The sequence below is a fragment of the Burkholderia sp. BCC0322 genome (assembly GCF_902833045.1).
Classification (GTDB): domain Bacteria; phylum Pseudomonadota; class Gammaproteobacteria; order Burkholderiales; family Burkholderiaceae; genus Burkholderia.
On the sequence record NZ_CADFDU010000008.1, the window covers coordinates 63,995 to 86,702 of the forward strand.

Annotated in this window: 22 protein-coding genes, 1 pseudogene and 2 riboswitches; of the genes and pseudogenes, 8 read left to right on the forward strand and 15 right to left on the reverse strand. The window is 69.9% G+C overall.

Annotated elements, in window-relative coordinates:
- Positions 1-109: 109 nt before the first annotated feature.
- Together HWX39_RS22325 and HWX39_RS22330 are read right to left on the reverse strand one after the other, a co-directional pair.
- Positions 110-1,411, reverse strand: coding sequence for a citrate:proton symporter (locus tag HWX39_RS22325; RefSeq protein WP_175970021.1), 1,302 nt, complete (start codon positions 1,409-1,411; stop codon positions 110-112).
- A gap of 124 nt (positions 1,412-1,535) precedes the next feature.
- A complete protein-coding gene (locus tag HWX39_RS22330) occupies positions 1,536-2,702 on the reverse strand; it encodes a CoA transferase (protein ID WP_175970022.1) in 1,167 nt (388 codons plus the stop codon).
- A gap of 276 nt (positions 2,703-2,978) precedes the next feature.
- Here HWX39_RS22330 and HWX39_RS22335 point away from each other — a divergent pair, with 276 nt between their 5' ends.
- Both HWX39_RS22335 and HWX39_RS22340 read left to right on the forward strand, forming a co-directional pair.
- Positions 2,979-3,236 carry a hypothetical protein gene (locus HWX39_RS22335; RefSeq protein ID WP_175970171.1) on the forward strand — a complete coding sequence of 86 codons (258 nt, stop codon included), beginning with the start codon at positions 2,979-2,981 and terminating at the stop codon, positions 3,234-3,236.
- A gap of 149 nt (positions 3,237-3,385) precedes the next feature.
- On the forward strand, positions 3,386-3,808 hold the full coding sequence (locus tag HWX39_RS22340) for an NUDIX hydrolase (RefSeq protein WP_175970023.1): 423 nt from the start codon (positions 3,386-3,388) through the stop codon (positions 3,806-3,808).
- 21 nt (positions 3,809-3,829) lie between these two features.
- Here the strand turns inward: HWX39_RS22340 and HWX39_RS22345 are convergent, their stop codons facing one another.
- The 7 genes from HWX39_RS22345 to cobW all read right to left on the reverse strand — a co-directional run bounded on the left by HWX39_RS22345 (position 3,830) and on the right by cobW (position 12,099).
- Positions 3,830-4,156 (reverse strand): low molecular weight protein tyrosine phosphatase family protein, encoded by a 327-nt coding sequence (locus tag HWX39_RS22345; protein WP_175970024.1) that lies wholly within the window; start codon positions 4,154-4,156, stop codon positions 3,830-3,832.
- 31 nt (positions 4,157-4,187) lie between these two features.
- On the reverse strand, positions 4,188-4,760 hold the full coding sequence (locus HWX39_RS22350) for a DUF1993 domain-containing protein (protein ID WP_175970025.1): 573 nt from the start codon (positions 4,758-4,760) through the stop codon (positions 4,188-4,190).
- A gap of 171 nt (positions 4,761-4,931) precedes the next feature.
- A complete protein-coding gene (locus tag HWX39_RS22355; protein ID WP_034186905.1) occupies positions 4,932-5,384 on the reverse strand; it encodes a YaiI/YqxD family protein in 453 nt (150 codons plus the stop codon).
- A gap of 60 nt (positions 5,385-5,444) precedes the next feature.
- Complete coding sequence (locus HWX39_RS22360; protein ID WP_175970026.1) at positions 5,445-6,053, reverse strand: VWA domain-containing protein; 609 nt, start codon at positions 6,051-6,053, stop codon at positions 5,445-5,447.
- A gap of 68 nt (positions 6,054-6,121) precedes the next feature.
- A complete protein-coding gene (locus HWX39_RS22365) occupies positions 6,122-7,198 on the reverse strand; it encodes an ATP-binding protein (protein WP_175970027.1) in 1,077 nt (358 codons plus the stop codon).
- Positions 7,195-11,004 carry a cobaltochelatase subunit CobN gene (gene cobN / locus HWX39_RS22370; RefSeq protein WP_175970028.1) on the reverse strand — a complete coding sequence of 1,270 codons (3,810 nt, stop codon included), beginning with the start codon at positions 11,002-11,004 and terminating at the stop codon, positions 7,195-7,197. The genes HWX39_RS22365 and cobN overlap by 4 nt, the downstream gene beginning before the upstream one ends.
- Before the next feature lie 6 nt (positions 11,005-11,010).
- Complete coding sequence (cobW, locus tag HWX39_RS22375) at positions 11,011-12,099, reverse strand: cobalamin biosynthesis protein CobW (RefSeq protein ID WP_175970029.1); 1,089 nt, start codon at positions 12,097-12,099, stop codon at positions 11,011-11,013.
- Between the two features lie 329 nt (positions 12,100-12,428).
- Positions 12,429-12,695, reverse strand: a riboswitch (cobalamin riboswitch).
- Between the two features lie 113 nt (positions 12,696-12,808).
- Positions 12,809-13,046, forward strand: a riboswitch (cobalamin riboswitch).
- Positions 13,047-13,215: 169 nt separating this feature from the next.
- Between cobW and cobA the strand changes: the two genes are divergently transcribed.
- From cobA to HWX39_RS22395, 4 genes are read left to right on the forward strand one after another with little or no spacing between them, the layout of a single operon-like run.
- Positions 13,216-13,965, forward strand: coding sequence for a uroporphyrinogen-III C-methyltransferase (gene cobA / locus HWX39_RS22380; RefSeq protein ID WP_175955505.1), 750 nt, complete (start codon positions 13,216-13,218; stop codon positions 13,963-13,965).
- Positions 13,962-14,339, forward strand: a complete 378-nt coding sequence (locus HWX39_RS22385) for a cobalamin biosynthesis protein (RefSeq protein ID WP_175970030.1) — start codon at positions 13,962-13,964, stop codon at positions 14,337-14,339. Before cobA ends, HWX39_RS22385 begins: the two co-directional genes overlap by 4 nt.
- A gap of 38 nt (positions 14,340-14,377) precedes the next feature.
- Complete coding sequence (gene cobO, locus HWX39_RS22390; protein ID WP_175012900.1) at positions 14,378-14,980, forward strand: cob(I)yrinic acid a,c-diamide adenosyltransferase; 603 nt, start codon at positions 14,378-14,380, stop codon at positions 14,978-14,980.
- Positions 14,981-14,982: 2 nt separating this feature from the next.
- On the forward strand, positions 14,983-16,287 hold the full coding sequence (locus HWX39_RS22395) for a cobyrinate a,c-diamide synthase (protein ID WP_175970031.1): 1,305 nt from the start codon (positions 14,983-14,985) through the stop codon (positions 16,285-16,287).
- Between the two features lie 90 nt (positions 16,288-16,377).
- Here HWX39_RS22395 and HWX39_RS22400 read toward each other — a convergent pair.
- Positions 16,378-16,521 (reverse strand): annotated as a pseudogene (locus HWX39_RS22400) (type II toxin-antitoxin system ParD family antitoxin); the annotation flags it as partial.
- A 3-nt stretch (positions 16,522-16,524) separates the two neighbouring features.
- On the reverse strand, positions 16,525-17,688 hold the full coding sequence (locus HWX39_RS22405; RefSeq protein WP_175970032.1) for a M20 aminoacylase family protein: 1,164 nt from the start codon (positions 17,686-17,688) through the stop codon (positions 16,525-16,527).
- 351 nt (positions 17,689-18,039) lie between these two features.
- Here HWX39_RS22405 and HWX39_RS22410 point away from each other — a divergent pair, with 351 nt between their 5' ends.
- Entirely contained in the window at positions 18,040-19,113 is a 1,074-nt protein-coding gene (locus HWX39_RS22410; RefSeq protein ID WP_175970172.1) for a type IV toxin-antitoxin system AbiEi family antitoxin, read from the forward strand.
- Entirely contained in the window at positions 19,082-19,987 is a 906-nt protein-coding gene (locus HWX39_RS22415) for a nucleotidyl transferase AbiEii/AbiGii toxin family protein (protein ID WP_175970033.1), read from the forward strand. Before HWX39_RS22410 ends, HWX39_RS22415 begins: the two co-directional genes overlap by 32 nt.
- 48 nt (positions 19,988-20,035) lie before the next feature.
- Here HWX39_RS22415 and HWX39_RS22420 read toward each other — a convergent pair whose 3' ends face one another.
- From HWX39_RS22420 to HWX39_RS22435, 4 genes are all read right to left on the reverse strand, one after another.
- Complete coding sequence (locus tag HWX39_RS22420) at positions 20,036-20,434, reverse strand: PIN domain-containing protein (RefSeq protein WP_175970034.1); 399 nt, start codon at positions 20,432-20,434, stop codon at positions 20,036-20,038.
- Positions 20,431-20,685, reverse strand: coding sequence for a type II toxin-antitoxin system VapB family antitoxin (gene vapB / locus HWX39_RS22425; protein ID WP_175970173.1), 255 nt, complete (start codon positions 20,683-20,685; stop codon positions 20,431-20,433). Before vapB ends, HWX39_RS22420 begins: the two co-directional genes overlap by 4 nt.
- A 158-nt stretch (positions 20,686-20,843) precedes the next feature.
- Positions 20,844-21,860 carry a GNAT family N-acetyltransferase gene (locus HWX39_RS22430; protein WP_175970035.1) on the reverse strand — a complete coding sequence of 339 codons (1,017 nt, stop codon included), beginning with the start codon at positions 21,858-21,860 and terminating at the stop codon, positions 20,844-20,846.
- Complete coding sequence (locus HWX39_RS22435) at positions 21,860-22,699, reverse strand: formyltransferase family protein (protein ID WP_175970036.1); 840 nt, start codon at positions 22,697-22,699, stop codon at positions 21,860-21,862. Before HWX39_RS22435 ends, HWX39_RS22430 begins: the two co-directional genes overlap by 1 nt.
- Positions 22,700-22,708 lie beyond the last annotated feature (9 nt).

The following is a 22,708-nucleotide window of genomic DNA, read 5'->3' on the forward strand; positions in this document are numbered from 1 at the left end:
GCCGCTCTCAAGAAAACGCCATGCGGCGCCGAGGTTTCCACGCCGAAGGATGTCCCCGTGCGGGATGGCCCGCTCGGCGCGTCGGCACGAAGCGGCCAGTCTCGGGCGCTCACAACGGAAACACGCCCACGATCACCGCGGCGAACACCATCAGCACGGTGGCGGCGAACAGGAACGGAATCGTGAATTTCTGGTGCTCGGCCAGCTCGACGCCGGTCAGGCCGACGATCAGGAACGTCGCGGGCGTGAGCGGGCTCACCGGGAAGCCCGTCGTCATCTGCCCGAGCAGCGCGGCTTGCGCCATCTGGATCGGCGGCACGCCGAGCAGCTTGCCGCTTTCCGCGAGCACCGGCAGCACGCCGAAATAGAACGAATCGGGGTCGAACAGCAGGCTGAGCGGCATCGACAGCAGCCCGAGCACGAACGGCATGTGACGCGCATGCTCGACCGGCACGTGTGCGACGACCACGTCCGCCATCGCCTTCAGCATCCCGGTGCCGGACATGATGCCGGTGAACGCGCCGGCCGCGAGCAGCACGCTCGCCATCATCAGCGCGGCCTTCGCATGCGCGTCGATCCGCTCGCGCTGGGCGTGCACGTCCGGGTAGTTGATCACGAGCGCGGCGACCGTGCCGAGCATGAACATCACCATCGGGTCGACGATGCCCGACACGAGCGTGACAAGCACGACGAGCGTCAGCGCGAGATTGATCCGGAAGCGTTCCGGCCGGCGCAACGCGCGTTCGGCGTCGGTCAGTGCGCGCGGCGCAATCGCGAGCGACGCCGCGCCGGCGCGATCGAGCCCGAGCCGCTTCGCCTCGCGCACGCCGAGCACGTAGGCGGTGCCGAACACGAACACGAGCCCGACGATCTGCACCGGAATCATCGGCATGAAGATCGCGGAACCGGGAATGTGCAGCGCCGCCGACGCGCGCAGCATCGGCCCGACCCACGGCAGGAAGTTGACGCCGGCCGCCATCGACGCCACGCACGCGAGGATGCGGCGATCCATCCCGAGCCGCGTATAGAGCGGCATCATCGCCGGCAGCGTGACGAGAAACGTGACGGCGCCCGAGCCGTCGAGATGGATCAGCAGCGCGAGCAGCGCCGAGCCCGTCACGATGCGTGGCGGATGGCAGCCGATCACGCGCAGCACGCCCGCGATGATCGGGTCGAGCATCCCCGCATCGGTGAGGATGCCGAAAAAAAGAATCGCAAAAACGAACATCCCGGCGATCGGGCCGATGTTCTGTACGCCGTGCACGATGAACTTGCCGGTCGCGAGCCCGAAACCGGCCGCGAGCGACGCGGCCACCGGCACGACGATCAGCGCGACGAGCGGCGACAGCCGTTTCGTGATGATCAGGCCGAACAGCGCGACGATGGCGATCGCGCCGATCCATGCAAGCATGATGCGTCTCCTCTGCAGCCGGTACGCCGGTGCAGCGCCCGGCAGGGTGTTCGAAGGGGCGTGCGGCACGCAGGGCCGTGCGGCGCCGTCGGGCGCGCGGCACGGCCGGCGGCCGCGAAGCCGGTCAATCCCGGTGTGTGGCGCGATCGCGGCCGTCAGCGTCGGCGAACACCTGCGCCGCGTGTTCGTTCAGCGCGGGCGGCGGCCGCCGGTACGTGGCCGGCGTGCGACCGAGCTTGATCGGCGACGCGATGCCGCGATGCCGGCCCAGCTCGACCTTCATCTCCCGATGCGCGACATGCGGATGATCGAGCGCCGCATCGAGCCCGAGCACCGGTGCGCACGGCACGCCGCGGCGCATCAGTTGCTCGGCGAGCGCCGCGCCGTCGTGTCCGGCGAGCGCCGTTTCGAGCCGCGCACGCAGCGCGGCGCGATTCGCGCTGCGCGCGCGGTTGTCCGTGAAGCGCGGATCGTCGAGCCAGTCGCGCGTGCCGAGCACGTCGCACAGCCCGGCGAACTGCCCGTTGTTGCCGACCGCGAGAAAGATGTCGACGGTGGCCGTCGGAAAGCTGTCGTACGGCGTGATGTTCGGATGCGCGTTGCCGGTGCGCACGGGTGCCTTCCGTGAATGGAAGAAGTTCGGCGTATGGGGATGCAGGATCGACAGCGCGCAGTCGAACAGCGTCGATTCGACGAACTGGCCGCGGCCGCTCGCGTCGCGCTCGCGCAGCGCCATCAGCACGCCGAGCGCGGCGTTCAGCCCGGTGACGAGATCGACGATCGGCACGCCGACCCGCAGCGGCGCGCCGCCCGCTTCGCCATTGACGCTCATCAGCCCCGCGAGCGCCTGCACGGCGGCGTCGTAGCCGGGCAGCCCGCCGAGCGGGCCGTCCGCGCCGAAACCCGACACGCGGCAATAAACGAGGCGCGGAAACCGCGCATGCAGCGCGTCGAAGCCGAGCTCCCAGCGCTCCATCGTGCCGATCTTGAAATTCTCGACGATGGCGTCCGCGTGTTCGAGCAGGCCGAGCAGCCGCTCGCGGTCGGCCGGTTGCGTCAGGTCGAGCGCGATGCCGAGCTTGTTGCGGTTCACGCCGAGGAAGTACGACGCGGTATCGCCGTCGAACGGCGGGCCCCACGTGCGCGTTTCGTCGCCGGACGGCGGTTCGACCTTGATCACTTCCGCGCCGTGGTCGGCCAGGATCTGCGTTGCATACGGGCCGCCCAGCACCCGCGACAGATCGATGATGCGCAATCCCGCCAGCGCGCCCTGCTGCTCGTGTTCCGCCATGCGTCCCGCTCCTGGTTCCGGTTGATCGGACGGCCGGTTCCGGTTGCCGCACACCTGCGGCGCAGCCTCCCGGATTCGATAAATAATTCTTGTGTGTGAATTTATATTCACACTCGGGAATTATGTTGTCAACCCCGACGGCACCCTGAGGCCGGACGGACGGCGCCGCCGTGCGCAAGTGGGGCCGACACCGAACACGACGCGGTTGCGATGGCGCCCCGCCATTCGCTAAGCTGGCGGGCCATCTTCATCTCGAAAAAACAAGGCGGACTATTCATGAAACGGATGCTGCTCGCGGCCTTCGTGCTGGCGTCGACGCTGGGCGTCGCCCACGCGCAAACCCGGACGTTCCATTTCGGCGAAGGACAGACGCAGATGCCGGGGGGCGCGCCGCAGGTGGCCTCACCGACCGCGCGGCCCGCGCCCGCGCGCCGGCACGTCACGCCGCCGTCCCACCATCGGCGTGCCGTTCACAAGCGCCGCCCACCGCGCCACGCGAAGCCGGCGCGCAGCGGAATCTATACGCACGCGTGACCCGTTTTCCGTTCCGCGAAGCCGTGCACGGAACTGTCATGAACGGCCACTAAGATCGGTGCGGCACCTGTACGCCGTCGCGGCCCGTTGCCGGAAAACGAGCCGCCGACGCGCATTTTCTCCACGATTCAGCACCTGCTTTACCGAATATGAGTACCGGGCCGGACACTCTCGCCGTCATCAAGGAACGCGCCACGATCGTGTGCCGCCAGCGCAGCAGTGTGCTGCTGGTTGCCCGCACCGCGTCGCGCTGGTCGCTGCCGGGCGGCACGATCCGGCGTGGCGAGACGCCGCTCGATGCTGCGCTGCGGGAGCTCGCGGAGGAAACGCGGCTGGAGGGGCTAACGCTCGACTACGCGGTGCAGTTCGGCGGGCTGACCAAGCTCCATCACGTGTTCGTGGCCGACGTACCGGCGCACCTGACGCCGCGCGCGAGCAACGAGATCGCCCGCTGCAAGTGGTTCACCGTCGACCGGCTCGACACGCTTCGTGCGAGCGTGCCGACGCGCAAGATCATCGAACTGCTGCGGCTCGAGTGTTTCTCGGCGATCGCGAACGGCCGGCCGCGCTGACCCCGATATCACCCGCGCCGGTCACGCGCGCAGGAACGGACCGGCCTTGCGCTCGAGCAGCGTGACGAGTTCGGGCTGCATGTAGGTGTAACGGTCGGGAATGTCGAGGCACACGATCTTCTTGTGCCGCAGATGCGTGCCGAATTGCGCCGCCAGCCGCGCCCGGTGGGCACGCTCCATCACGAACACGACATCGGCCCAGTCGAGCTGCTCGGCGGACAGGCGCGTATCCGCATCGGGCGCGAGGCCCGCCGAGTCCGTTTCGACGGCCGGCCAGGCGGCGAATACCGCTTCGGCGGTCGGGCTGCGCAGCCGGTTGCGGCTGCAGATGAAGAGCGCCCGCGTCATGTCGCTTCGCGGTTGCCCGACACCACCCTGCTCACCCTTGCGCAATCGTGCCCGGCCGGACGTACGCGAGCATGTGCGGCACGTAGTCGGCCTTGCCGAGTTCGACGCCATGATGGCGCAGGATCGCGTACGCGGCGATCGCGTGGAAGTAGAACTGCGGCAGCGCCCAGTCGCGCGCGTACTGTTCGCCGGTCATGTCGAACGCGATCCCGTTTGGCATCTCGAGCGCGATCGGCAGCGCGGCGCCGCCGTCGAGCGCATCCGGCGCGAGTTCGCCGAGAAAGGCGAGCGTGCCGGCGACGATCGCCTGCGCGTCGGCGAGCGAGCCGGGTTGCGCATCCGCATTCCATCCCGCCTCGCGCAATGCCAGCAACGCGGCCGGCACCGGTTCGCCACGCAGCCGGTGGACGGGCTCCATCGCCTGGAAACACGAGAAGCGCACCTGTGCCGCGAGCGGATACATGTCGGGCGCCAGCTTCAGCGACATCGCCGCGTCGGGCGCGTCGCCCGCGGCCTGCCGGTGCGCGGCAGCCTTGTCGAGCCATGCGGTCTGCGCGCGCAGCAGCTGGGTGAAGGTCGGGACGAGAAGTTGGGTCGGTGTCACGCATGCGCTCCTGTGTTGTGGTTTTCGCCACGATAGCAGCGTCGGCACGAATCTGCGTCGAGGCCTGGGCGATGAGCGCGATGCGATGCGGATCGGGTGATGTGGCGCGTGACACGGGCGAGTGCACCCCGACGCGGGATGATGACGACGCGCGGCCGCATCCACGCAACCTCAGGGCTTGCCCTGTCGCGCCAGGAACCGGTCGAGCTGCGATGCGAACGCCTTGCCGTCGCGCGCGCTGAACGGCGCCGGCCCGCCCGTGTCGATGCCCGCGCTGCGCAACTGATCCATCATCGCGCGCGTCGACAGGCGTTCCTCGATGTTCTCGCGGCTGAACCAGTTGCCGCGCGGGTCGAGCGCATGCGCGCCCTTGTCGAGCACGGCGGCGGCCAGCGGGATGTCGGCGGTAATCACGAGGTCGCCCGCTTCCACCAGCTCGACGATGCGCGCATCGGCCACGTCGAAGCCGGCCGGCACCTGCACCGCCTTGATGAACGGCGACGGCGGCGTGCGCAGAAACTGGTTCGCGACCAGCGTCACGCTGATTTCGGCGCGACGCGCGGCGCGAAACAGCATGTCCTTGATGACGGCGGGACACGCGTCGGCATCGACCAGTACTTGCATGGTGGAGTGTTCCAATGGGTTGAAGCAGAAGCGGCGATCATAGCGCACCGCCGGCCGCCATCAGCCGGCCCGGCCCGTGCACAGCGCGTCGGCCGTCACCCACTGCGCGTCCCACGCCGCGGCCAGCCGCGCGCCCCGCCCGATCCGTACGGCCGCGTCGTCGAAATCGACGAACACGACGTGATCGGCCGCCGCGGGTTTCGCGGGCATCTCGCGCGTGCGTCCGTCGGACAGCACCCACAGCCAGCGCTGCTTGCCGGGCTCGCGCCGCGACGCACGCGCGAGCAATTGCGCGGCGGCCGCGATGCCGTCCGCGAGCGGCGTGCCGCCGCCGCCTTCGACGGGTTCGAGCCAGCGCGCATTCCACCAGCGCGGGACGGCCGGGCCAAAGCGTCGCGCGGCGCCGTTGCCGCCGAAGCAGATCAGCGCGGTTTCGACCCGGGCGCGCGCGGCCTGGTCGAAATACGCGACGATCAGCCCCTTCGCCAAGGCAAGCCGCTCGTGAGACAGCATCGACGCCGAACAGTCGAGCACGAAGCAATGCAGTGCGGGCGGCGTGCCGGCGCGTTTGCGGAAGCGCAGATGGTCGCGATGCAGCGGGCCGCCGCGTTTCGCGGCCAGTGTCGCCGGCCACGCCACGGCCGCGCCGGCGCGCGCCGTGCCCGGCACGCGCGCGGCTGCGCCTGATGGCCATCGAGGACCGCGAACGAGGTTCGCGGCGGCGCCGGCTCGATGGCTCAGCGTTTTTTTAGCGGCAGCGGCACGACGCCTTTGACGTTGCGCAGCCCCGCCGGCTCGGGCGGCAGGTAGCCCCAGTCGCCCTGGGATGGCGTGGCATCGTTGTTCGCCGCGCCCGATGGATCGCCGGGGCGCTCGCGCGCATCGGGCGGCGCGTGACCGTCGCGTTCGTCATCGGGTTGCGGTGCGCCGGACGAGGGGGGCAGGCCCGCGTGGCGCCGGTGCCGCAGCACCGCGTCGGCCACCCGCTCCACATGCGACACCGTGACCGCGTCGGCCTGCTCCAGCGCGGCAAGCGCGCGCGCCGCGCGCAGCATCACGAGATCGGCGCGCAGCCCGTCGACGGCCGCGTCGATACACAGCGCGCTGACGCGCGCATGGACCGCATCGTCGAAACCGAGCGCCGCCAGCCGTGCGCGCGCCGCGTGAATCCGGTCGCCGAGCTCGCGTTGCGCAGACGCATGACGCGCGCGAAACGCATCCGGATCGAGATCGAATGCAAGCCGTGCCTTCACGATCCGCTCGCGCTGTGCGGCGTCGAAGCAGTTCTCCAGCTCGATCATCAAACCGAAGCGGTCGAGCAGCTGCGGACGCAGCTCGCCCTCCTCCGGATTCATCGTCCCGATGAGCACGAAGCGCGCATCGTGCGCGTGCGACACGCCATCGCGCTCGACGATGTTCACGCCGCTCGCGGCGACGTCGAGCAGCGTATCGACGAGCCCGTCGGCGAGCAGGTTCACTTCGTCGACGTACAGCACGCCGAGATGCGCCCTCGCGAGGAGGCCCGGCCGGAAGCGCACGCCGTTTTCGGCGAGTGCATGCGCGAGATCGAGCGTACCCGTCACCTGCTCGTCGCTCGCCGACAGCGGCAGCGTGACGAACTGCCCTTCGGGCAACAGCTCCGCGAGGCCGCGCGCCGCGGTCGATTTCGCGGTACCGCGCGGCCCGCTCACCAGCACGCCGCCCAGCGACGGATCGATCGCGGCCAGCAGCAGCGCCTGCTGCAGCGCCTCCTGCGCGACGAGCGCCGCAAACGGAAAGACCGCGCGGGCGCGGTGCGTCGTCGGATCGGTCATCGCCGTCCCCCTTCCTGGAATTGTTCGCTCGCGAGCCAGACCGCCTCGATCCGTTCGCGATAGTCGCCCGGCTGCTGCCACAGGCCGCGCTGCATCGCTTCGACGAAGCGTTCGCAGATGCCGTGCAGCGCCTTCGGGTTGTGCCGTTCGAGGAACGCGCGGGTGGCGTCGTCGAACAGGTACGCGTCGGCGACGAGCGCGTACTGGTGGTCGGACAGCACGCGCGCGGTCGCGTCATAGCCGTACAGGTAGTCGACGGTCGCCGCCATCTCGGCTGCGCCCTTGTAACCGTGGCGCTTCACGCCGTCGAGCCATTTCGGGTTGACGACACGCGAGCGGATCACCCGCGCGATTTCCTCGCGCAGCGTGCGCATCTTCGGCGCGGCCGGATTCGCGTGGTCGCCGTGATAGATGCTCGGCTGCTGCCCGGACAGGTGCCGCACGGCCGCCGTCATCCCGCCCTGGAACTGGTAGTAGTCGTTCGAATCGAGGATGTCGTGCTCGCGGCTGTCCTGGTTCTGCACGACGACGTCGATCGTCGCGAGCCGCTCGCCGAACACGTCGGCCGCGGCGTCGCCCGCGCTGTTCTGCGCGTACGCGTGGCCGCCCCACCGGCGGTAGGCGTCGGCGAGATCGGCGTCGGCCTGCCAGCGGCGCTGGTCGATCAGGTCCTGCAGGCCCGCGCCGTAGCTGCCCGGCCGCGCGCCGAACACGCGCCAGCCGGCGCGGCGCCGCGCCTCGTCCGGTGCCACGCCCCGTGCGATCCACGTCTCGCGTTCACGCGCGATGCGCGCACGGATCGGGTTCAGATCCTCGGGCTCGTCGAGCGCGGCCACGGCCTGCACGGCCGCGTCGAACAGATGCATCAGGTTCGGGAACGCGTCGCGGAAGAAGCCCGACACGCGCAGCGTCACGTCGATGCGCGGCCGGTCGAAGATCTCGATCGGCAGGATCTCGAAGTCGGTCACGCGGTGGCTGCCGTGCGCCCATTTCGGCCGTACGCCGAGCAGCGCGAACGCCTGCGCGATGTCATCGCCACCGGTGCGCATCGTCGCCGTACCCCATACCGAGAGGCCGATCGCGCGCGGATAGTCGCCGTGATCCTGCAGATGACGCTCGATCAGTTGCTGCGCGGATTTCAGGCCGAGCGACCACGCGGCCTGCGTCGGCACCGCGCGCGTGTCGACCGAGTAGAAGTTGCGGCCGGTCGGCAGCACGTCGGGGCGGCCGCGCGACGGCGAGCCGCTCGGCCCCGGCGGCACGAAGCGGCCGTCGAGCCCGCGCAGCAGCTGACGCATTTCCTCGCCGCCGCATGCGTCGAGCGCGGGCAGCAGCGTCGCACGCACGCGCTCGATCACGGCGAGCGTGTGCGGCCAGTCGCCGGGAGGCGTCGCATCGGCGCCCGTGTTGCCGCAGCCGGCTGTGCACAACCCGTCGAGCCAGTGCTGCGCAAGCCGTTCGAGCCGCTCGCGCGTATCGCCCGCATGGCGCCACGGCGATGCGTCGAGCGCCTGCAGGATCGCCGGGCGCGGGCCGACCCACGGCGCGGCCCAGTCGGCCGCGAGCGGATCGAAATCGTCGCCGAGCGCGAGATCGCGCGCGAGCGCACCGATCAGCCCTGCCCGCGCACCCTTGCCGTCACCGACCGGAAAGCGTGCGAGCGCGAGCAGCGTGTCGCGCCGCTGGCGCTCGGCCGGCGATACGCCGAACACGTGCAGCCCGTCGCGAATCTGCGCTTCCTTCAGCTCGCACAGCCACGCGTCGACGCGCGTGAGCAGCGCATCCTCGCCGCCCGTATCACGCGGCGGCGACACGCTCAGTTCGTCATGCAAACGATGTTCGGCGATCGTCGCTAGGATCGTCTTGCGCAGCAGCTTCGCGCGCCGCGCATCGACCATCAGCGCTTCGTAGTATTCGTCGACCTGCCGTTCGAGATCCTGCAGCGGGCCGTAGTTTTCCGCGCGGGTGAGCGGCGGCATCAGGTGATCGATGATCACGGCCTGCGCGCGGCGCTTCGCCTGGCTGCCCTCGCCCGGATCGTTGACGATGAACGGGTACAGGTGCGGCAGCGGCCCCAGCGTCAGGTCCGGCCAGCACGCGTCGGACAGCGCGACGCTCTTGCCCGGCAGCCATTCGAGGTTGCCGTGCTTGCCGAGGTGGATGACCGCGTCGATGCGATACGCGTCGCGCAGCCAGAAATAAAACGCGAGATACGCGTGCGGCGGCACGAGATCCGCGTCGTGGTAGCTCGCGTAATCGTTCTCGCCGCGCGAGCGCGACGGCTGGATGCCGACGAACACGTTGCCCGCGCGCCAGCCGGCGATCGTGAAGCGCCCTTGCCGCAGCGTCGGGTCGGCTTCGGGCGGGCCCCAGCGTGCGTTCAGTGCGTCGCGCACGGCCGCCGGCAGCCGCGCGAAACGTGCGACGTAGTCGGCCAGCGGGAAGCTCTGGAATGCGGGACGCAGCGCGTGCACGGCCGTGTCGTTGGTCACGCCTTCGGTGAGCCGTGCGATCAGCGCGTCGCCGTCGGGCGGCAGGTCGGCCACCGCATAGCCCGCGTCGCGCAGCGCCGCGAGCACGCGCAGCGCGGACGCCGGCGTGTCGAGCCCGACGCCGTTGCCGATCCGCCCTTCGCTTTGCGGATAGTTCGCGAGAATCAGCGCGATACGCTTGTCGGCGTGGTCGACCGTGCGCAGCCGGCACCAGCCGCGCGCGAGCGCCGCGACGAACGCGATCCGCTCGGCATCCGGCTGGTAGCGCACGACGTCGACCTCGGTGTGCGGGCAGCGGTACGCGAGCCCCTTGAAGCTCACCGCGCGCGTGACGATGCGCCCGTCGACCTCGGGCAGCGCGATGTGCATCGCGATGTCGCGCGCATGCAGGCCCTGGTTGTCGGCCACCCACGCGTCGCGATTGCCGCCGGACAGGATCACCTGCAATACCGGCGCGTCGCCGGCGAGCACGTCGTGTTCGGGGCTGTCGATCGCGCCGGCTGCGAACGCGGTCGTGTTCAGCACGAGCGCGACGTCGTGCGTGTCGCAGAGCTGCGTGATGACTTCGCGGCTCACCGCGTCCTTCAGCGACGTGACCGCGATCGGCAGCGGATTCAGCCCTGCGTCGACGAGCGCATCGGCCAGCGCGTCGAACACGGCCGTGTTCGCGGCCTGCCAGTGCGCGCGATAGAACAGGATCGCGACGACGGGCGCACCGGGCGTCCAGCGCGGCCGCCAGTCGTCGACGCTCGCGCGGTCGCGCGCCGGGTGATACAGCGCGGCGGCCGGCAGCGGGCGCGGCGGCTCGGGCGCTTCGCCGAAGCCGAGCGTGTGGAACGCAATGCTGCGCAGCAGCGCCTCGGCGTTGTGCACGCCGCCTTCACGCAGGTAGCGCCACCACAGCCGGCACAGGTCGGGCGCGACGGTGCTTTTCGCGACGAGGTTCGGGTCTTCCTGCAGGTCGCCCGAGAACATCGCGAGCGGCAGTTTGCGCTTCGACGCGAGCGACACGGCCTGCTCGATCCCGTACGGCCAATACGCCTCGCCGCCGAGATGATCGATCACGACCGACTTCGCATGCTGCAGCACGTCGTCGACGTAGAAGTCGACCGACGCCGGCTGCCGCAGGAACGTGACGTTCGCGAGCCGCACGCTCGGGAAGCCGGCCGGCAGATGCGGCACGACGCTCGCCAGCAGCGACAGCGTCGTGTCGGCCGAACTCAGGATCACGATGTCGGCCGGCTGCTGGTCGATCCGGACGACGCCCTGCGTATCGTCGACGAAGCCGCCCGGCGTGGTACGCAGCAGATGCATCGTGCGTTACGCCTGTTGCGGTTCGGCCGCGCACGCGGCGTCGAACGCGCGTTGCAGCGCGGCCGCGTCGAGATCCTCGCCGATCAGCACGAAGCGGCTCGCGCGCGTTTCGCCGTCCTGCCAGCGACGGTCGAAGTAGCTGTCGAAGCGGCGGCCGACGCCCTGGATCACGAGCCGCATCGGTGCGCCGGGCAACGCGGCGAAGCCCTTCGCGCGGTAAATCGTGTGCGCTTCGACGACGCGCTGCAGCGCGGCGATCGTCGCTTCGCGCGTGCCGGCGTCGCCCGACACGACCACCGAGTCGAAATCGTCGTGATGATGATCGTGATCGCCGTCGTCGGCCGAGCCGTGATGGTCGTGACGCAGGTGGATCGTTTCCTCCGATGCCGATTCGAGACCGAGCAGCATCGCGAGATCGAGCTCGCCGCGCGTCGCGCGCACGATCTTCACCTGCGGCGGGATCTCGTCGCGGATCGCGGTTTCGATCTGCGCGAACGCCGCGTCACCGACGAGATCGGCCTTGTTCACGATCACGAGATCGGCGGACGACAGTTGATCGGCGAACAACTCGTGCAGCGGCGATTCGTGGTCGAGGTTCGGATCGGCGCGGCGCTGCGCGTCGACGGCCTGCGGGTTTTCCGCGAACTGGCCGCTGGCGGCGGCCGGCCCGTCGACCACGGTCACGACCGCATCGACCGTGAAGCTGTTGCGGATCGTCGGCCAGTTGAACGCCTGCACGAGCGGCTTCGGCAGCGCGAGGCCGGACGTCTCGATCAGCACGTGGTCGATGTCCGCGCGGCGCTCGACGAGCGCTTCCATCACCGGATAGAACTCTTCCTGCACCGTGCAGCACAGGCAGCCGTTCGCGAGTTCGTAGAGCTGGCCCGACGCTTCGCCCTGCGCGCCGTCGGCATCGTCGCAGCCGATGCCGCAGCCCTTGAGGATTTCGCCGTCGATGCCGAGCTCGCCGAATTCGTTGACGATCACCGCGATGCGGCGGCCTTCGGCGTGCTGCAGGATGTGGCGCATCAGCGTGGTCTTGCCGCTGCCGAGAAAGCCCGTGACGATCGTGACGGGAAGCTTGCGTAGGGTCATGGTAGGTCCAGGGTCGAAAATGGAATCAGGCCGGGATCGTCGCGTCGAGGGCGGCGTGGCAGTTCATCTGGCGGATCGCGGGCCTGCCGCCGCGCGATCCGCACGGACAGTCGCGGGGTGGGCGGAACGACGAATCGGACATGGTGCTTCCTTGCGAACGGTCGACATCGTGAATGCCAACACGGCTGCCGCCGGCCCGGCTCGCGCAGCCGGCTGTTCCCCGCGACGGCCGGCGCGGGTTCGCGCATGGGCAGATCGGCGGAGGAAGCGGGCAACATGCGGGCGTCGGGCCTGCTGCGGCCGTGGACGATGCGCCGCCTCCCCGCGGCGCTGAACCCCAATGTTTAGGCCGGTATCCGGGCTGGCGAACACGCCGCTTCGCCTTCCCGGATGCGCGCGGCATCCAGTGGCGGTCGTCCGCATGCGCGCGGCATGCGGCGAAGCGGCGCTGCGTGGCGCTTGCGCGCGACGCGTTCGCTTACCGTTGCGGGGGCAGCACAGGTTGGCTCGACTGCGGCGCAGGCGGGCGCCCTGTTTCCCGTTTAACTGCGCGCACCGGAGCGGCGCGCGCGAGCACCAAAACGCGTGCGAGTGTAGGCGGCGGTGCGGGGAGCGTCAAGGCGAACCAGGCCGCCGGGCCCGGTTCCGGATGCCCGGCGCGCAGGGCTGGACGTCGTGCGCGGCGGTTCGCGCGGGTGGATCGCTGTGCTATCGTAGCGCCGCGTTCGGTGCTCGCATGCGCATTCCGCGCCTGCAGTTAAACGGGAAACAGGAGGCGGCCTGCCGCCCGGCCTGTGCTGTCCCCGCAACGGTACGCCGCCCGCGCGACGCGCTTCCCCGCGCACGCGCCCATGCCGCCCACGATGCCACTGCCCTTCAGCCGGGCGGGAAGGCTGCGGCCTGGCAAGCGGCCAGCCCGGATACCGGCCGACGCAAGGGGCGAGCCCGACGCTCGCCGAACGCCCGATCCGCGGGGGACGGATGGGGTGCGCATTCCGCCCGCGTTCGCGCGGGCTTCGTTCGATCCGCCATGCTTGACCCGTCTGCCGGCCGCCGCCGCGCCGCCCGCCTGCCCCGTTCCACTGTTTCGACACGGTGCGCGCCGTGCCGCGCCCGATGAGCCGCGCATGGCTCGTCGGCGCCGGCCCCGGCGACGCCGACCTGCTGACGCTCAAGGCCGTCCACGCGATCGGCGCGGCGGACGTGCTGCTCGTCGACGATCTCGTGAATCCCGACGTACTGCGCCATGCGCGTGCCGACGCGCATATCGAGCACGTCGGCAAGCGCGGCGGCCATGCATCGACGCCGCAGGCGGCGATCGTCGCCGCGATGCTCGCGCATCTGCGCGCGGGCCGCAGCGTCGCGCGGCTCAAGGGCGGCGACCCGTTCGTGTTCGGCCGCGGCGGCGAGGAACTGGCCGCGCTCGGCGCGGCGGGATTCCCGGTCGAAGTCGTGAACGGCGTCACCGCGGGCATCGCCGCGCCGGCCGCCATCGGCATCCCGGTCACGCAGCGCGGCGACGCGCAGGGCGTGATCTTCGTCACGGGCCACGGCGCGGGCGCCGACGAGCCCGACTGGCGCGCGCTCGCGGCCACGCGCATGACGATCGTCATCTACATGGGCATCCGCCGGCTCGACGCGATTGCAACCGCGCTGCGCGAAGGCGGCTTGCCCGGCGATACGCCGTGCGCGGCGATCGAGCATGCGACGCGCCCCGAACAGCGGCACGTGCTTGCGACGCTCGATACGCTCGTCGAACGCGTCGGCGCAACCGGCATCGGCTCGCCTGCGATCGTCGTGATCGGGCGCGTCGCGGCGTTCGCCGACGCTCCCGCGGTACGTGCCGCGCTCGGCGGCCGCGCATGATGCGTGTCGCGCTCGGCATCGGTTTCCGAGCAGGCGCCACGGCCGCGCAACTCGATGCCGCGATCCGCGCGGCACTGACGCGGTACCCGGCCGCCGAACCGGCGCTCGTCGCCACGCTCGCCGACAAGGCGCGCGCCCGCGCGCTGCGCACGCTGTGCGCGCGACGCGGCTGGCCGCTCGTCGCGTTCGACGCGGCGCACCTCGCGCGCCATCCCGAACTGGCCGCCAGCGGCCCGTCGGATGCCGCGCTCGCCCGCTTCGGCGTCGCGGGCGTGGCCGAGCCATGCGCGCGGCTCGCGGCGCCGCACGGCCGGCTGCTGGGCCCCAAATCCATCCGGGACGGCGTGACGGTCGCACTCGCCGGCCCGCTCTGAACCCCTTTGTTTCGCTTTCTTTCGACAGGACGAATCCGATGAAAACCGACGCCGAATCCCATCAACGGATGACCGAACGCCGCCGCGCGGGCCACGAGAAGAAGCAGGCCGCCGCCGTCAACGAAAAGGGCCTGCTGATCGTCAACACCGGCAACGGCAAGGGCAAGAGCACGGCCGCGTTCGGCATGGCGGTGCGCGTGCTCGGCCACGGCATGCGGCTCGGCGTCGTGCAGTTCATCAAGGGCGCGCTGCACACGTCCGAGCGCGACTTCCTCGGCGCGGTGGCCGAATGCGATTTCGTGACGATGGGCGACGGCTATACGTGGAACACGCAGAACCGCGACGCCGACATCGCGACCGCGCGCAAGGGCTGGGACGAGGCGCGCCGGATGATCGAGAGCGGCGACTACCGGATGGTGATCCTCGACGAGCTGAACACGGTGCTCAAGTACGAATACCTGCCGCTCGACGAAGTGCTCGCGACGCTGGCCGCACGGCCCGATTCGGTGCACGTCGTCGTGACCGGGCGGCACGCGCCCGATGCGCTGATCGAGGCGGCCGACCTCGTCACCGAAATGCGGCTCGTCAAGCATCCGTACAAGGAACAGGGCGTGAAGGCGCAGCGCGGCGTGGAGTTCTGAGCATGCCTGCCTGCCCCGCGCTGTTCGTCAGTGCGCCCGCGTCGGGCCAGGGCAAGACGTCGGTGACGGCGGGCCTCGCTCGATTGCACCGCCGGCTCGGCCGGCGCGTGCGCGTATTCAAGACCGGGCCCGATTTTCTCGATCCGATGCTGCTCGAGCGCGCGAGCGGCGCGCCCGTGCATGCGCTCGACCTCGGGATGGTCGGCGAGGCCGGCTGCCGTGCGCTGCTTGCCGACGCCGCGCGCGAGGCGGACCTGATCCTGATCGAGGGCGTGATGGGGCTGTTCGACGGCACGCCGAGCAGCGCCGACCTCGCGGCCGCGTTCGGCGTGCCGGTCGTCGCGGTGATTTCCGCGAAGTCGATGGCGCAGACGTTCGCGGCGATCGCGTTCGGGCTCGCGCGGTTCCGGCCGGGGCTGCCGTTTCACGGCGTGCTGGCGAATCGCGTCGGCTCGGCCCGGCACGCGGAACTGCTGCAACAGGCGCTGCCCGACGACCTGCGGTGGCTCGGGCACGTGCCGGCCGATGCGGGCATCGCGTTGCCGGAGCGGCATCTCGGCCTGCACCAGCCGAACGACATTGACGATCTCGACGCGCGGCTCGATCGCGCGGCCGACGTGCTCGCGCACACGGCGCTTGCCGAATTGCCCCCGGCTGTCGTGTTCGCGGAACCGGAAGCGGCAGCGCCGCTGCCGCGTGCGCTCGCCGGCAAGCGGATCGCGGTGGCGCGCGATGTCGCTTTTTCGTTCATCTATCCGGCGAATCTCGCGTTGCTCGACAGGCTCGGTGCGCAGGTGCGATGCTTCTCGCCGCTCGCCGACGAACCCGTGCCGGACGACTGCGACGCGCTGTTCCTGCCGGGCGGCTATCCGGAACTGCATGCGGCGACCCTCGCGTCGAACGCCGCGACCGCGCGGTCGATTCGCGCGCACGCGGCGGCGGGCAAGCCGGTCGTCGCGGAATGCGGCGGGATGGTGTACCTGTGTGAATCGCTGACCGATGTGGACGGCGCGACGACGCCGATGCTTGGACTGTTGCCGGGTCAGGCGACGATGCAGCGCCGGTTTGCCGCGCTCGGCATGCAGCAGCTCGATACGCGCAGCGGGACGATGCGCGGCCACACGTTCCATTATTCGCGGTTCGCGACGCCGCTCGAACCGGTCGCGAGCGCCGCGCGCCCCGACGGGATGTCGGGCAGCGGCGAAGCGGTCTATCGACGCGACGCGATCGTCGCGACGTACATGCACATGTACTGGCCGTCGAATCCGGAAGCGGTCATCGCGATGTTCAGCGGGGAAGCGTTCTAGACGCGGGATGGCTCGAGTCATGCCGGGATGGCGTACCCCGTCGCAACACGCCCGTGCGTACTTCGTGCGGCTGCGGATGGGGTTCGATTGGTGCGTCGCCCGCATCCGGGCCAGGACGGCCTTGCTGTCGAACGGCTTGGGCGCGCCCGATGCCGCCCCTGCTTTCAATGCTTCCTGCCACGCTCGCCCCTGCGTTTCGCGTGACTCGAGAAGCCACAAGCCGGCTCGTACGACGGGTCACACCAGGAACGCCTCCGCCAGCTTCACCCAGTACGACGCGCCGGTCGGCAGCGCCGCGTCGTTGAAGTCGTAGCCGGGGTTGTGCACCATGCAGCCCCCTTCCCCGTCGCCATTGCCGATGATCAGGTAGCAGCCCGGCCGCTTCTCGAGCAGGAACGCGAAATCCTCGCTGCCGGTGAGCGGCACCATTTCGTCGATCAGGTTCGCGTCGCCCACCCACTCGCGTGCGACGTTGCGCGCGAACGCGGTCATATCCGCATCGTTGACGAGCACCGGGTAGCGGCGCTGGTAGTCGATCGTCGCGGTCGCGCCGAACACGGCGGCCTGCGCATGGACGACCTCCTTGATGCGCGTCTCGAGCAGGTCGCGCACCTCGGGCTTCAACGCGCGCACCGACAGGCGCATCTGCGCGCGATCGGGAATCACGTTCGGCGCCTCGCCCGCGTGGATTGCGCCGACCGTGACGATCGCCATGTCGAGCGGCGGCACGTTGCGCGACACGATCGTCTGCAGCGCGATGACGATCTGCGCGCAGACGACCACTGAATCGACCGCCTTGTGCGGCACCGCGCCGTGGCCGCCACGCCCCTGCACGTCGACGATCACCGTATCCGACGACGCCATGAACGATCCCGGCAGGAAACCGAACTTGCCGGTCGGGAAGCCGGGCATGTTGTGCATCGCGAAGATCGCGTCGCACGGGAACCGCTCGAACAGCCCTTCGTCGAGCATCTTCTTCGCGCCGCCGAGCCCTTCCTCGGCCGGCTGGAAAATCAGGTTCAGCGTGCCCGAGAAGCGGCGCTCACGGGCAAGATGCTTCGCGGCCGCGAGCAGCATCGCCGTGTGGCCGTCGTGGCCGCACGCGTGCATCTTGCCGGCGATCTTGCTCTCGTACGGCAGGCCCGTGGCCTCGTGGATCGGCAGGGCGTCCATGTCGGCGCGCAGGCCGAGGCGCCGCGCGCCGTCGCCGACCTTCAACTGCGCGACGACGCCCGTGCCGCCGAGCCCGCGGTGCACCGTATAGCCCCACGACTGCAGTTGCTCCGCGACGAGGTCGCTCGTCGCGAATTCCTCGAAGCCGAGCTCGGGGTGGGCATGGATGCGGTGCCGGATCTCGATCATTTCGTCGGCGAGGCCTGCGGGAATCACGCTGTGCGTCACGGTGTCGTCTCCTGATGTGCGGTGGTGCTGCCGGGATGTGCAGGCAAGGATAGTCCGTTCAACGGCAACCGGGCAGACGGAAAGTTGTCGCGGTAGCAACTCGCAGTTGCCATATTGGGAACGGTGCGCGAGCCGCGCAAGCTGGCCGTCCGGACGACTGCCGCGCCGGGGCCGGACACGCGAAACTGTGCGCCACCTGTCAACTTCTTGCGTATGAGGGCTCCAATGACCATTGCTCGGCATCCTTAAATAGTCATGGATAATCAAAAGCTTGCGAATTCTTGTTCACTTTTTGACGCTCGTACATTTTTTGTGTACGATGGCAAAAAAGTGAACATGCGATTGCCTTCGATGCCCGCGAACCCTTCCCTCTCCATGTCGGAACAGCAGGTGCTCGACGAAGCCTGCGCTGCGTTCGAACGCGCTACCCGGCGCTTTCGTGCGCGGCCCGTACGCGTGCCGGCCGCCGGCCACGCGCGCGCCGACGCGATGATCCGCTTCGACGTTGCCGGGCACGCCTTCGAGATGCCGGCCGCCGTCAGCCTGCGCGTCGAATCGCTGGCGGACGCGCTCGCGACACTGCGCCGCCTCGGCGGCGATACCGCGAAGCCTGGGGAGCGGCCGCTGATGCTCGTCGCGCCATACCTTTCGGCCGAACTGGCCGCCGGCCTGACCGACCAGGGCATCCCGTATCTCGATACCGCCGGCAACGCATGCCTGATTCAGCCGGAGGCGACCGTGATGATCTCGGGCCGGCCGAAGCCCGCACGCGCACCGCGCCGGCAGGCGTCGCGCGCAACGACGCCCAAGGGGCTGGCCGTGATGTTCGCACTCGCGACGCAGCCGGGCCTCGTCGCCCAACCGTACCGGGCGATCGCCGCCGCGTCGGACGTCGCGCTCGGCACGGTCAATCTCGCGATGGACGATCTGGTCGCGCGCGCCCTCGTCGGGCAGCGCCGCAACGGCGAGCGCCTGATTCCCGACTGGCCGCGCTTCGTGCAGGAATGGGTCGCGCTCTACCCGAGCCGCTTGCGCGCGAAACTGCCGAGCCGACGATTTGCCGCGCTCTCGCCCGACTGGTGGCGCGGCTTCGATTTCGCCGCATTCAATGCGCGGCTCGGCGGCGAGCCGGCGGCCGACCTACTGACGCACGATCTGAAGCCGGCCGCGATCACCGTCTATACGCACGGCACCGCGTCGAACCAGTTGCTGCTACAAGGCCGCCTGCGCGCTGACGAGCGCGGCGACGTCGAGCTCGTCGAAGCGTTCTGGCCGCCGCTGGCGGCGCTCGCCTGGCCCGAGCAGGACGTACCGGTCGTGCCGCCGCTGTTGATCTACGCGGATCTCGTCGCGTCCGGCGACAGCCGCAATCTCGCCGTCGCCGAGCGCATCCATGACCGATACCTCGCCCACCCGCCCGCTTGAGGTCGACGCACGCCGGCCGCTGGCGCCTGCGGCGCTTGCGCTGCTGCAGAGCGTGTGCTCGACCTGCTCACGCCTCGACGCGGCATTCGTGGTCGCCGGCGCAACCGCGCGCGACATCCTGATGTGGCACGTTCACGGCATTCAGCCGGCGCGCGCGACGCGCGATATCGACGTTGCGGTGTGCGCGGTGAGCTGGCCGTTTCACGAGCGACTCATCGACGCGCTCGTCGCAACCGGGCAGTTCGCCCGCGCACCGAAACAGCAGCAGAAACTGCTGTTCGACAGTGGCACACACGGTTTTCGCACGGAGCTGGATCTCGTGCCGTTCGGGCCGCTCGAAACGCCGCCCGGCGAGATCGCGTGGCCGCCCGGCGGTGAGTTCGTGCTGAACGTGTTCGGTTTTCAGGAAGCGGTGGACACCGCGCAGCCGGTGTCGATCGACGCGCACACCGTGGTGCCGGTGGCCAGCCTGCCGGCGCTCGCGCTGCTCAAGCTGCTCGCGTGGAAGGATCGGCGCGCGCGCCAGAACAGCGACGCGTACGACCTGCTGTTCCTGCTGACGCATTTCCACGACGCCGGTAATCGCGAGCGCATCTGGGATGTCGCGCCGGACCTGCTCGAAATGCACGCGTTCCAGCCGGAACTCGCCGCTGCCGCGCTGCTCGCGCGCGACGCGCAACGGATTGCGTTGCCGCACACGCGCGACGCGATCCGCGCGCTGCTGTCGGATGAAGCGACTTATGCCGCGCTCGGCCAGGATCTGCTGGCACGCGCGTTCGCGCTGTTGCCCGGCGAATTCAGCGATGACGCCGACCGGTATCTCGACGCGTTCCGCACCGCCTTTCTCGCATATCGCCCCGCACCGCGCACGTGACGCACCGCTGCGGTACAGCCGCGCGACCGTGCGCGCGGCATGCTGCGCTCAGGCCGCCCAGTCTTCGAGCGACAACCCGGCGACACGGCCGAACTCGCGGCTGCTGAGGGTGTCGAGCACCGCCCCGGCCGCGATCGCATGCCCGGCGATCGACGTATCGTTCGCGCCGATCGGCGTGCCGCGCGCGGCAAGACCGGCACGAATCGCCGCCGTGTCCCACGACAGCACGCCGTCCAGGCGCGCAACGAAGGTCGCCACGAGTTCTGCATGCTTGGGCGACACCTTCCTGCCGAGCGCGCCGAACCGCATTTCGGCATAGGTGATTGCCGAGACGACGATCCGGTGCTGCGCATTGACGCACGATTGCAGCCGCGACAGCACCACGGGCGGCCGCTCGCGCATGATGAACGAACAGTTGTTCGTAGCGAGCATGTAGAGCGTGATCACCGGCTGGACTCCGTCGGCGCTTCGCCCTCACCGCGGAGGTCGAAGCGGTCGGACTCGATCACGGCCGGGCGTTCTGCGAGAAAATCGGCGTCGGCCAGCGGTTCGCTCGCGAACGACAGCCACGTAGGCCGCACCGGCCACAGCAGCAGCGTGTCGCCCTCGCGGCGGATCTCGAGTTCCGTCACCCCCTCGAACTCCATGTCCTTCGGGATACGGATTGCCTGGTTACGGGCATATATGGGCGTACGCAACCCGCATGTCGCGCCCCATGCCGCGGAAGATGTTTTCGCCATTGTTGCGGGCCTGTCGTCGATGAGGAGAGTGATCAATTCTTCACGACGCAGGCCGCGCGGTCCATATGCCGGACGGCCGATGCCGGCGCGTCGTGCCGCGCCGCGCATTCGCGCCGTCACGGCAACCGGAACGTGTCGAAGAACGTATCGCGCTCGATCATGGTGAGCGCCGCGCGCTTGTGCGGGAAGTCGAATTCCTTCAGCGTGTGGAACCCGAGCCGGTGCATGTACGCGATATGCCGCACGTGATCGACGCGCGGTTCGCCGACGAGGCGCTGCGTGCGCGGTTCGTCGACGAACATGTAGTGCAGTACCCCGCTCCACCACGCATGCAGCTTGCCGGCGCTCTGGAAGCGCGGGTCGCCGATCAGCAGGTGCAGCCCGCGGTCGTAGTCGTGCGCGTCGTAGAACGGCGCGAGACGGTCCTCCTTCGCCCAGTAGAACTCGAAATAGCCGAACGGCGTGTCGTCGAAATAGCCGATCATCGGGTGCATGTGCGGATCGGCAAGCCGCTCGGCGAGATACGCCGCGTGCTCGTCGCGCGTGCCGCGCTGGTCCCAGAACTGCGCGACGCGATCGAGGTTCATCCAGCCGCTGAACAGATCCGCGTGCGCGTCGACATCGACCGTGCGCAGGCTGAACGTCATCCCGACCTGCGGCATGGTGCGTGCATAGATCTCGCCGGCCGGCGATGGCGGCCGCACCGGGTGCCGGTGGCCGTTCGTGATCGCGTAGCGCAGCGGCATGCCGCCCGACGCGGGCGCCTTCAGCCACGGCTTAGGGTTCTGCCAGAACGTCGCGCGCGACACGGTGAGACGCAGCGTGTCGCCGGCCACCTGCGCGCCGTCGATCACGCCCTCGCGCACCGCGCGCACGACGTACGACGCAATCGCCGCCGCATCGGCGCCGCCGAGCGGCGCGGTGATCGTCGCCGCGTCGTAGCGCGTGTCGGTGTTGAACAGTGCGACGAACGCCGCGAGCAGCAGGTCCGGCGAGTCGTCGGGCCGCCACGCGTCGAGCGTGTGCTCGGCGACGGCCAGCGCCTGCCCGCGTGCGGCGCCGTCGAGCGCGGCGGCCACTGCACCTTCGACGGCGTCCGGGGCGCCGGCCGGTTTCGTCAGCGTGTCTACCATCACAGTGCTCCCGCGTCGTGGCGGTCGGCGAGGACGTGCAGCCCCCGCTCGAGTGCCGGAAACAGGCTGCGCTGGAAGTTGTTCCAGCGCAGTTCGAGAATCGTGTCGTCCGGCGCGATCGGCGTGTCGAGCACGTCGCAGATCACCTCGCCGGAATCGATGCCGTTGTCGACGTAGTGGAACGATGCGCCCGTCATCATCACCGGCTCGACGGACGACGTTGCGCCGCTCGCCCAGTCGACCCGTTCGCCGCGCGCGCCGTGCAGCGCGTCGAGCGTCGCCCACGCGCCGCGCCGCTGGTACGGCGAACCGTCGGCCGTGATGCCGGGGTGGATGTTGGCGATGCGCCGGTGAAAGCGCGCGCCGGGCCGCACGAGTTCGTCGAGGATCACGAGCAGCCCGTCGAGCACGACGACGTCGGCTTCGAGTTCGAGCAGGCGCTCGAGCAGACGGCGCTCGAACGCCTGCTTGGCCGCGGCGCGCTCGCGCGCGTCGCGCGGCAGCCGCCGGTACGTCGACGCAATCGTGCAGAACAGTTCGTCGACGGGCCGGCCTTGCACCGTCAACCCTTCCGGCAGGATCCACGGGCGGCCCGGCGTACGGGCGAAGCCGTAGTCGGCGACTTTCGCGCGGTCGGCCGGCGAGCCTTCGTCGTCGTCGACGATCACGCCCTGGAGCGTGTAACGCTCGCCGAGCGGCGAGTCGTTCAGGCGCTCGACGAGGAATTCGAGCGGCGCCTTCATGTAGCGCGTGCCGCCCTGATAAGCGACCGGCTGGCCGGCGCGATCGGCCGCGCCGTTGCGCAGCGACTGGATGTAGACGAGATTTTTCTTCGGCATGGAGGCGTC

Bases quoted from the DNA above. Each gene is read 5' to 3' on its own strand.
- HWX39_RS22345 (WP_175970024.1), bottom strand. From the start codon at position 4,156: ATGACGCGGGCGCTCTTCATCTGCAGCCGCAACCGGCTGCGCAGCCCG.
- cobN (WP_175970028.1), bottom strand. From the start codon at position 11,004: ATGCATCTGCTGCGTACCACGCCGGGCGGCTTCGTCGACGATACGCAG.
- HWX39_RS22340 (WP_175970023.1), top strand. From the start codon at position 3,386: ATGAGTACCGGGCCGGACACTCTCGCCGTCATCAAGGAACGCGCCACG.
- cobW (WP_175970029.1), bottom strand. From the start codon at position 12,099: ATGACCCTACGCAAGCTTCCCGTCACGATCGTCACGGGCTTTCTCGGC.
- HWX39_RS22325 (WP_175970021.1), bottom strand. From the start codon at position 1,411: ATGCTTGCATGGATCGGCGCGATCGCCATCGTCGCGCTGTTCGGCCTG.
- HWX39_RS22385 (WP_175970030.1), top strand. From the start codon at position 13,962: ATGATGCGTGTCGCGCTCGGCATCGGTTTCCGAGCAGGCGCCACGGCC.
- HWX39_RS22365 (WP_175970027.1), bottom strand. From the start codon at position 7,198: ATGACCGATCCGACGACGCACCGCGCCCGCGCGGTCTTTCCGTTTGCG.
- HWX39_RS22335 (WP_175970171.1), top strand. From the start codon at position 2,979: ATGAAACGGATGCTGCTCGCGGCCTTCGTGCTGGCGTCGACGCTGGGC.
- HWX39_RS22430 (WP_175970035.1), bottom strand. From the start codon at position 21,860: ATGGTAGACACGCTGACGAAACCGGCCGGCGCCCCGGACGCCGTCGAA.
- cobO (WP_175012900.1), top strand. From the start codon at position 14,378: ATGAAAACCGACGCCGAATCCCATCAACGGATGACCGAACGCCGCCGC.
- HWX39_RS22435 (WP_175970036.1), bottom strand. From the start codon at position 22,699: ATGCCGAAGAAAAATCTCGTCTACATCCAGTCGCTGCGCAACGGCGCG.
- HWX39_RS22415 (WP_175970033.1), top strand. From the start codon at position 19,082: ATGACCGATACCTCGCCCACCCGCCCGCTTGAGGTCGACGCACGCCGG.
- HWX39_RS22410 (WP_175970172.1), top strand. From the start codon at position 18,040: ATGCCCGCGAACCCTTCCCTCTCCATGTCGGAACAGCAGGTGCTCGAC.
- HWX39_RS22355 (WP_034186905.1), bottom strand. From the start codon at position 5,384: ATGCAAGTACTGGTCGATGCCGACGCGTGTCCCGCCGTCATCAAGGAC.
- HWX39_RS22395 (WP_175970031.1), top strand. From the start codon at position 14,983: ATGCCTGCCTGCCCCGCGCTGTTCGTCAGTGCGCCCGCGTCGGGCCAG.
- HWX39_RS22330 (WP_175970022.1), bottom strand. From the start codon at position 2,702: ATGGCGGAACACGAGCAGCAGGGCGCGCTGGCGGGATTGCGCATCATC.
- cobA (WP_175955505.1), top strand. From the start codon at position 13,216: ATGAGCCGCGCATGGCTCGTCGGCGCCGGCCCCGGCGACGCCGACCTG.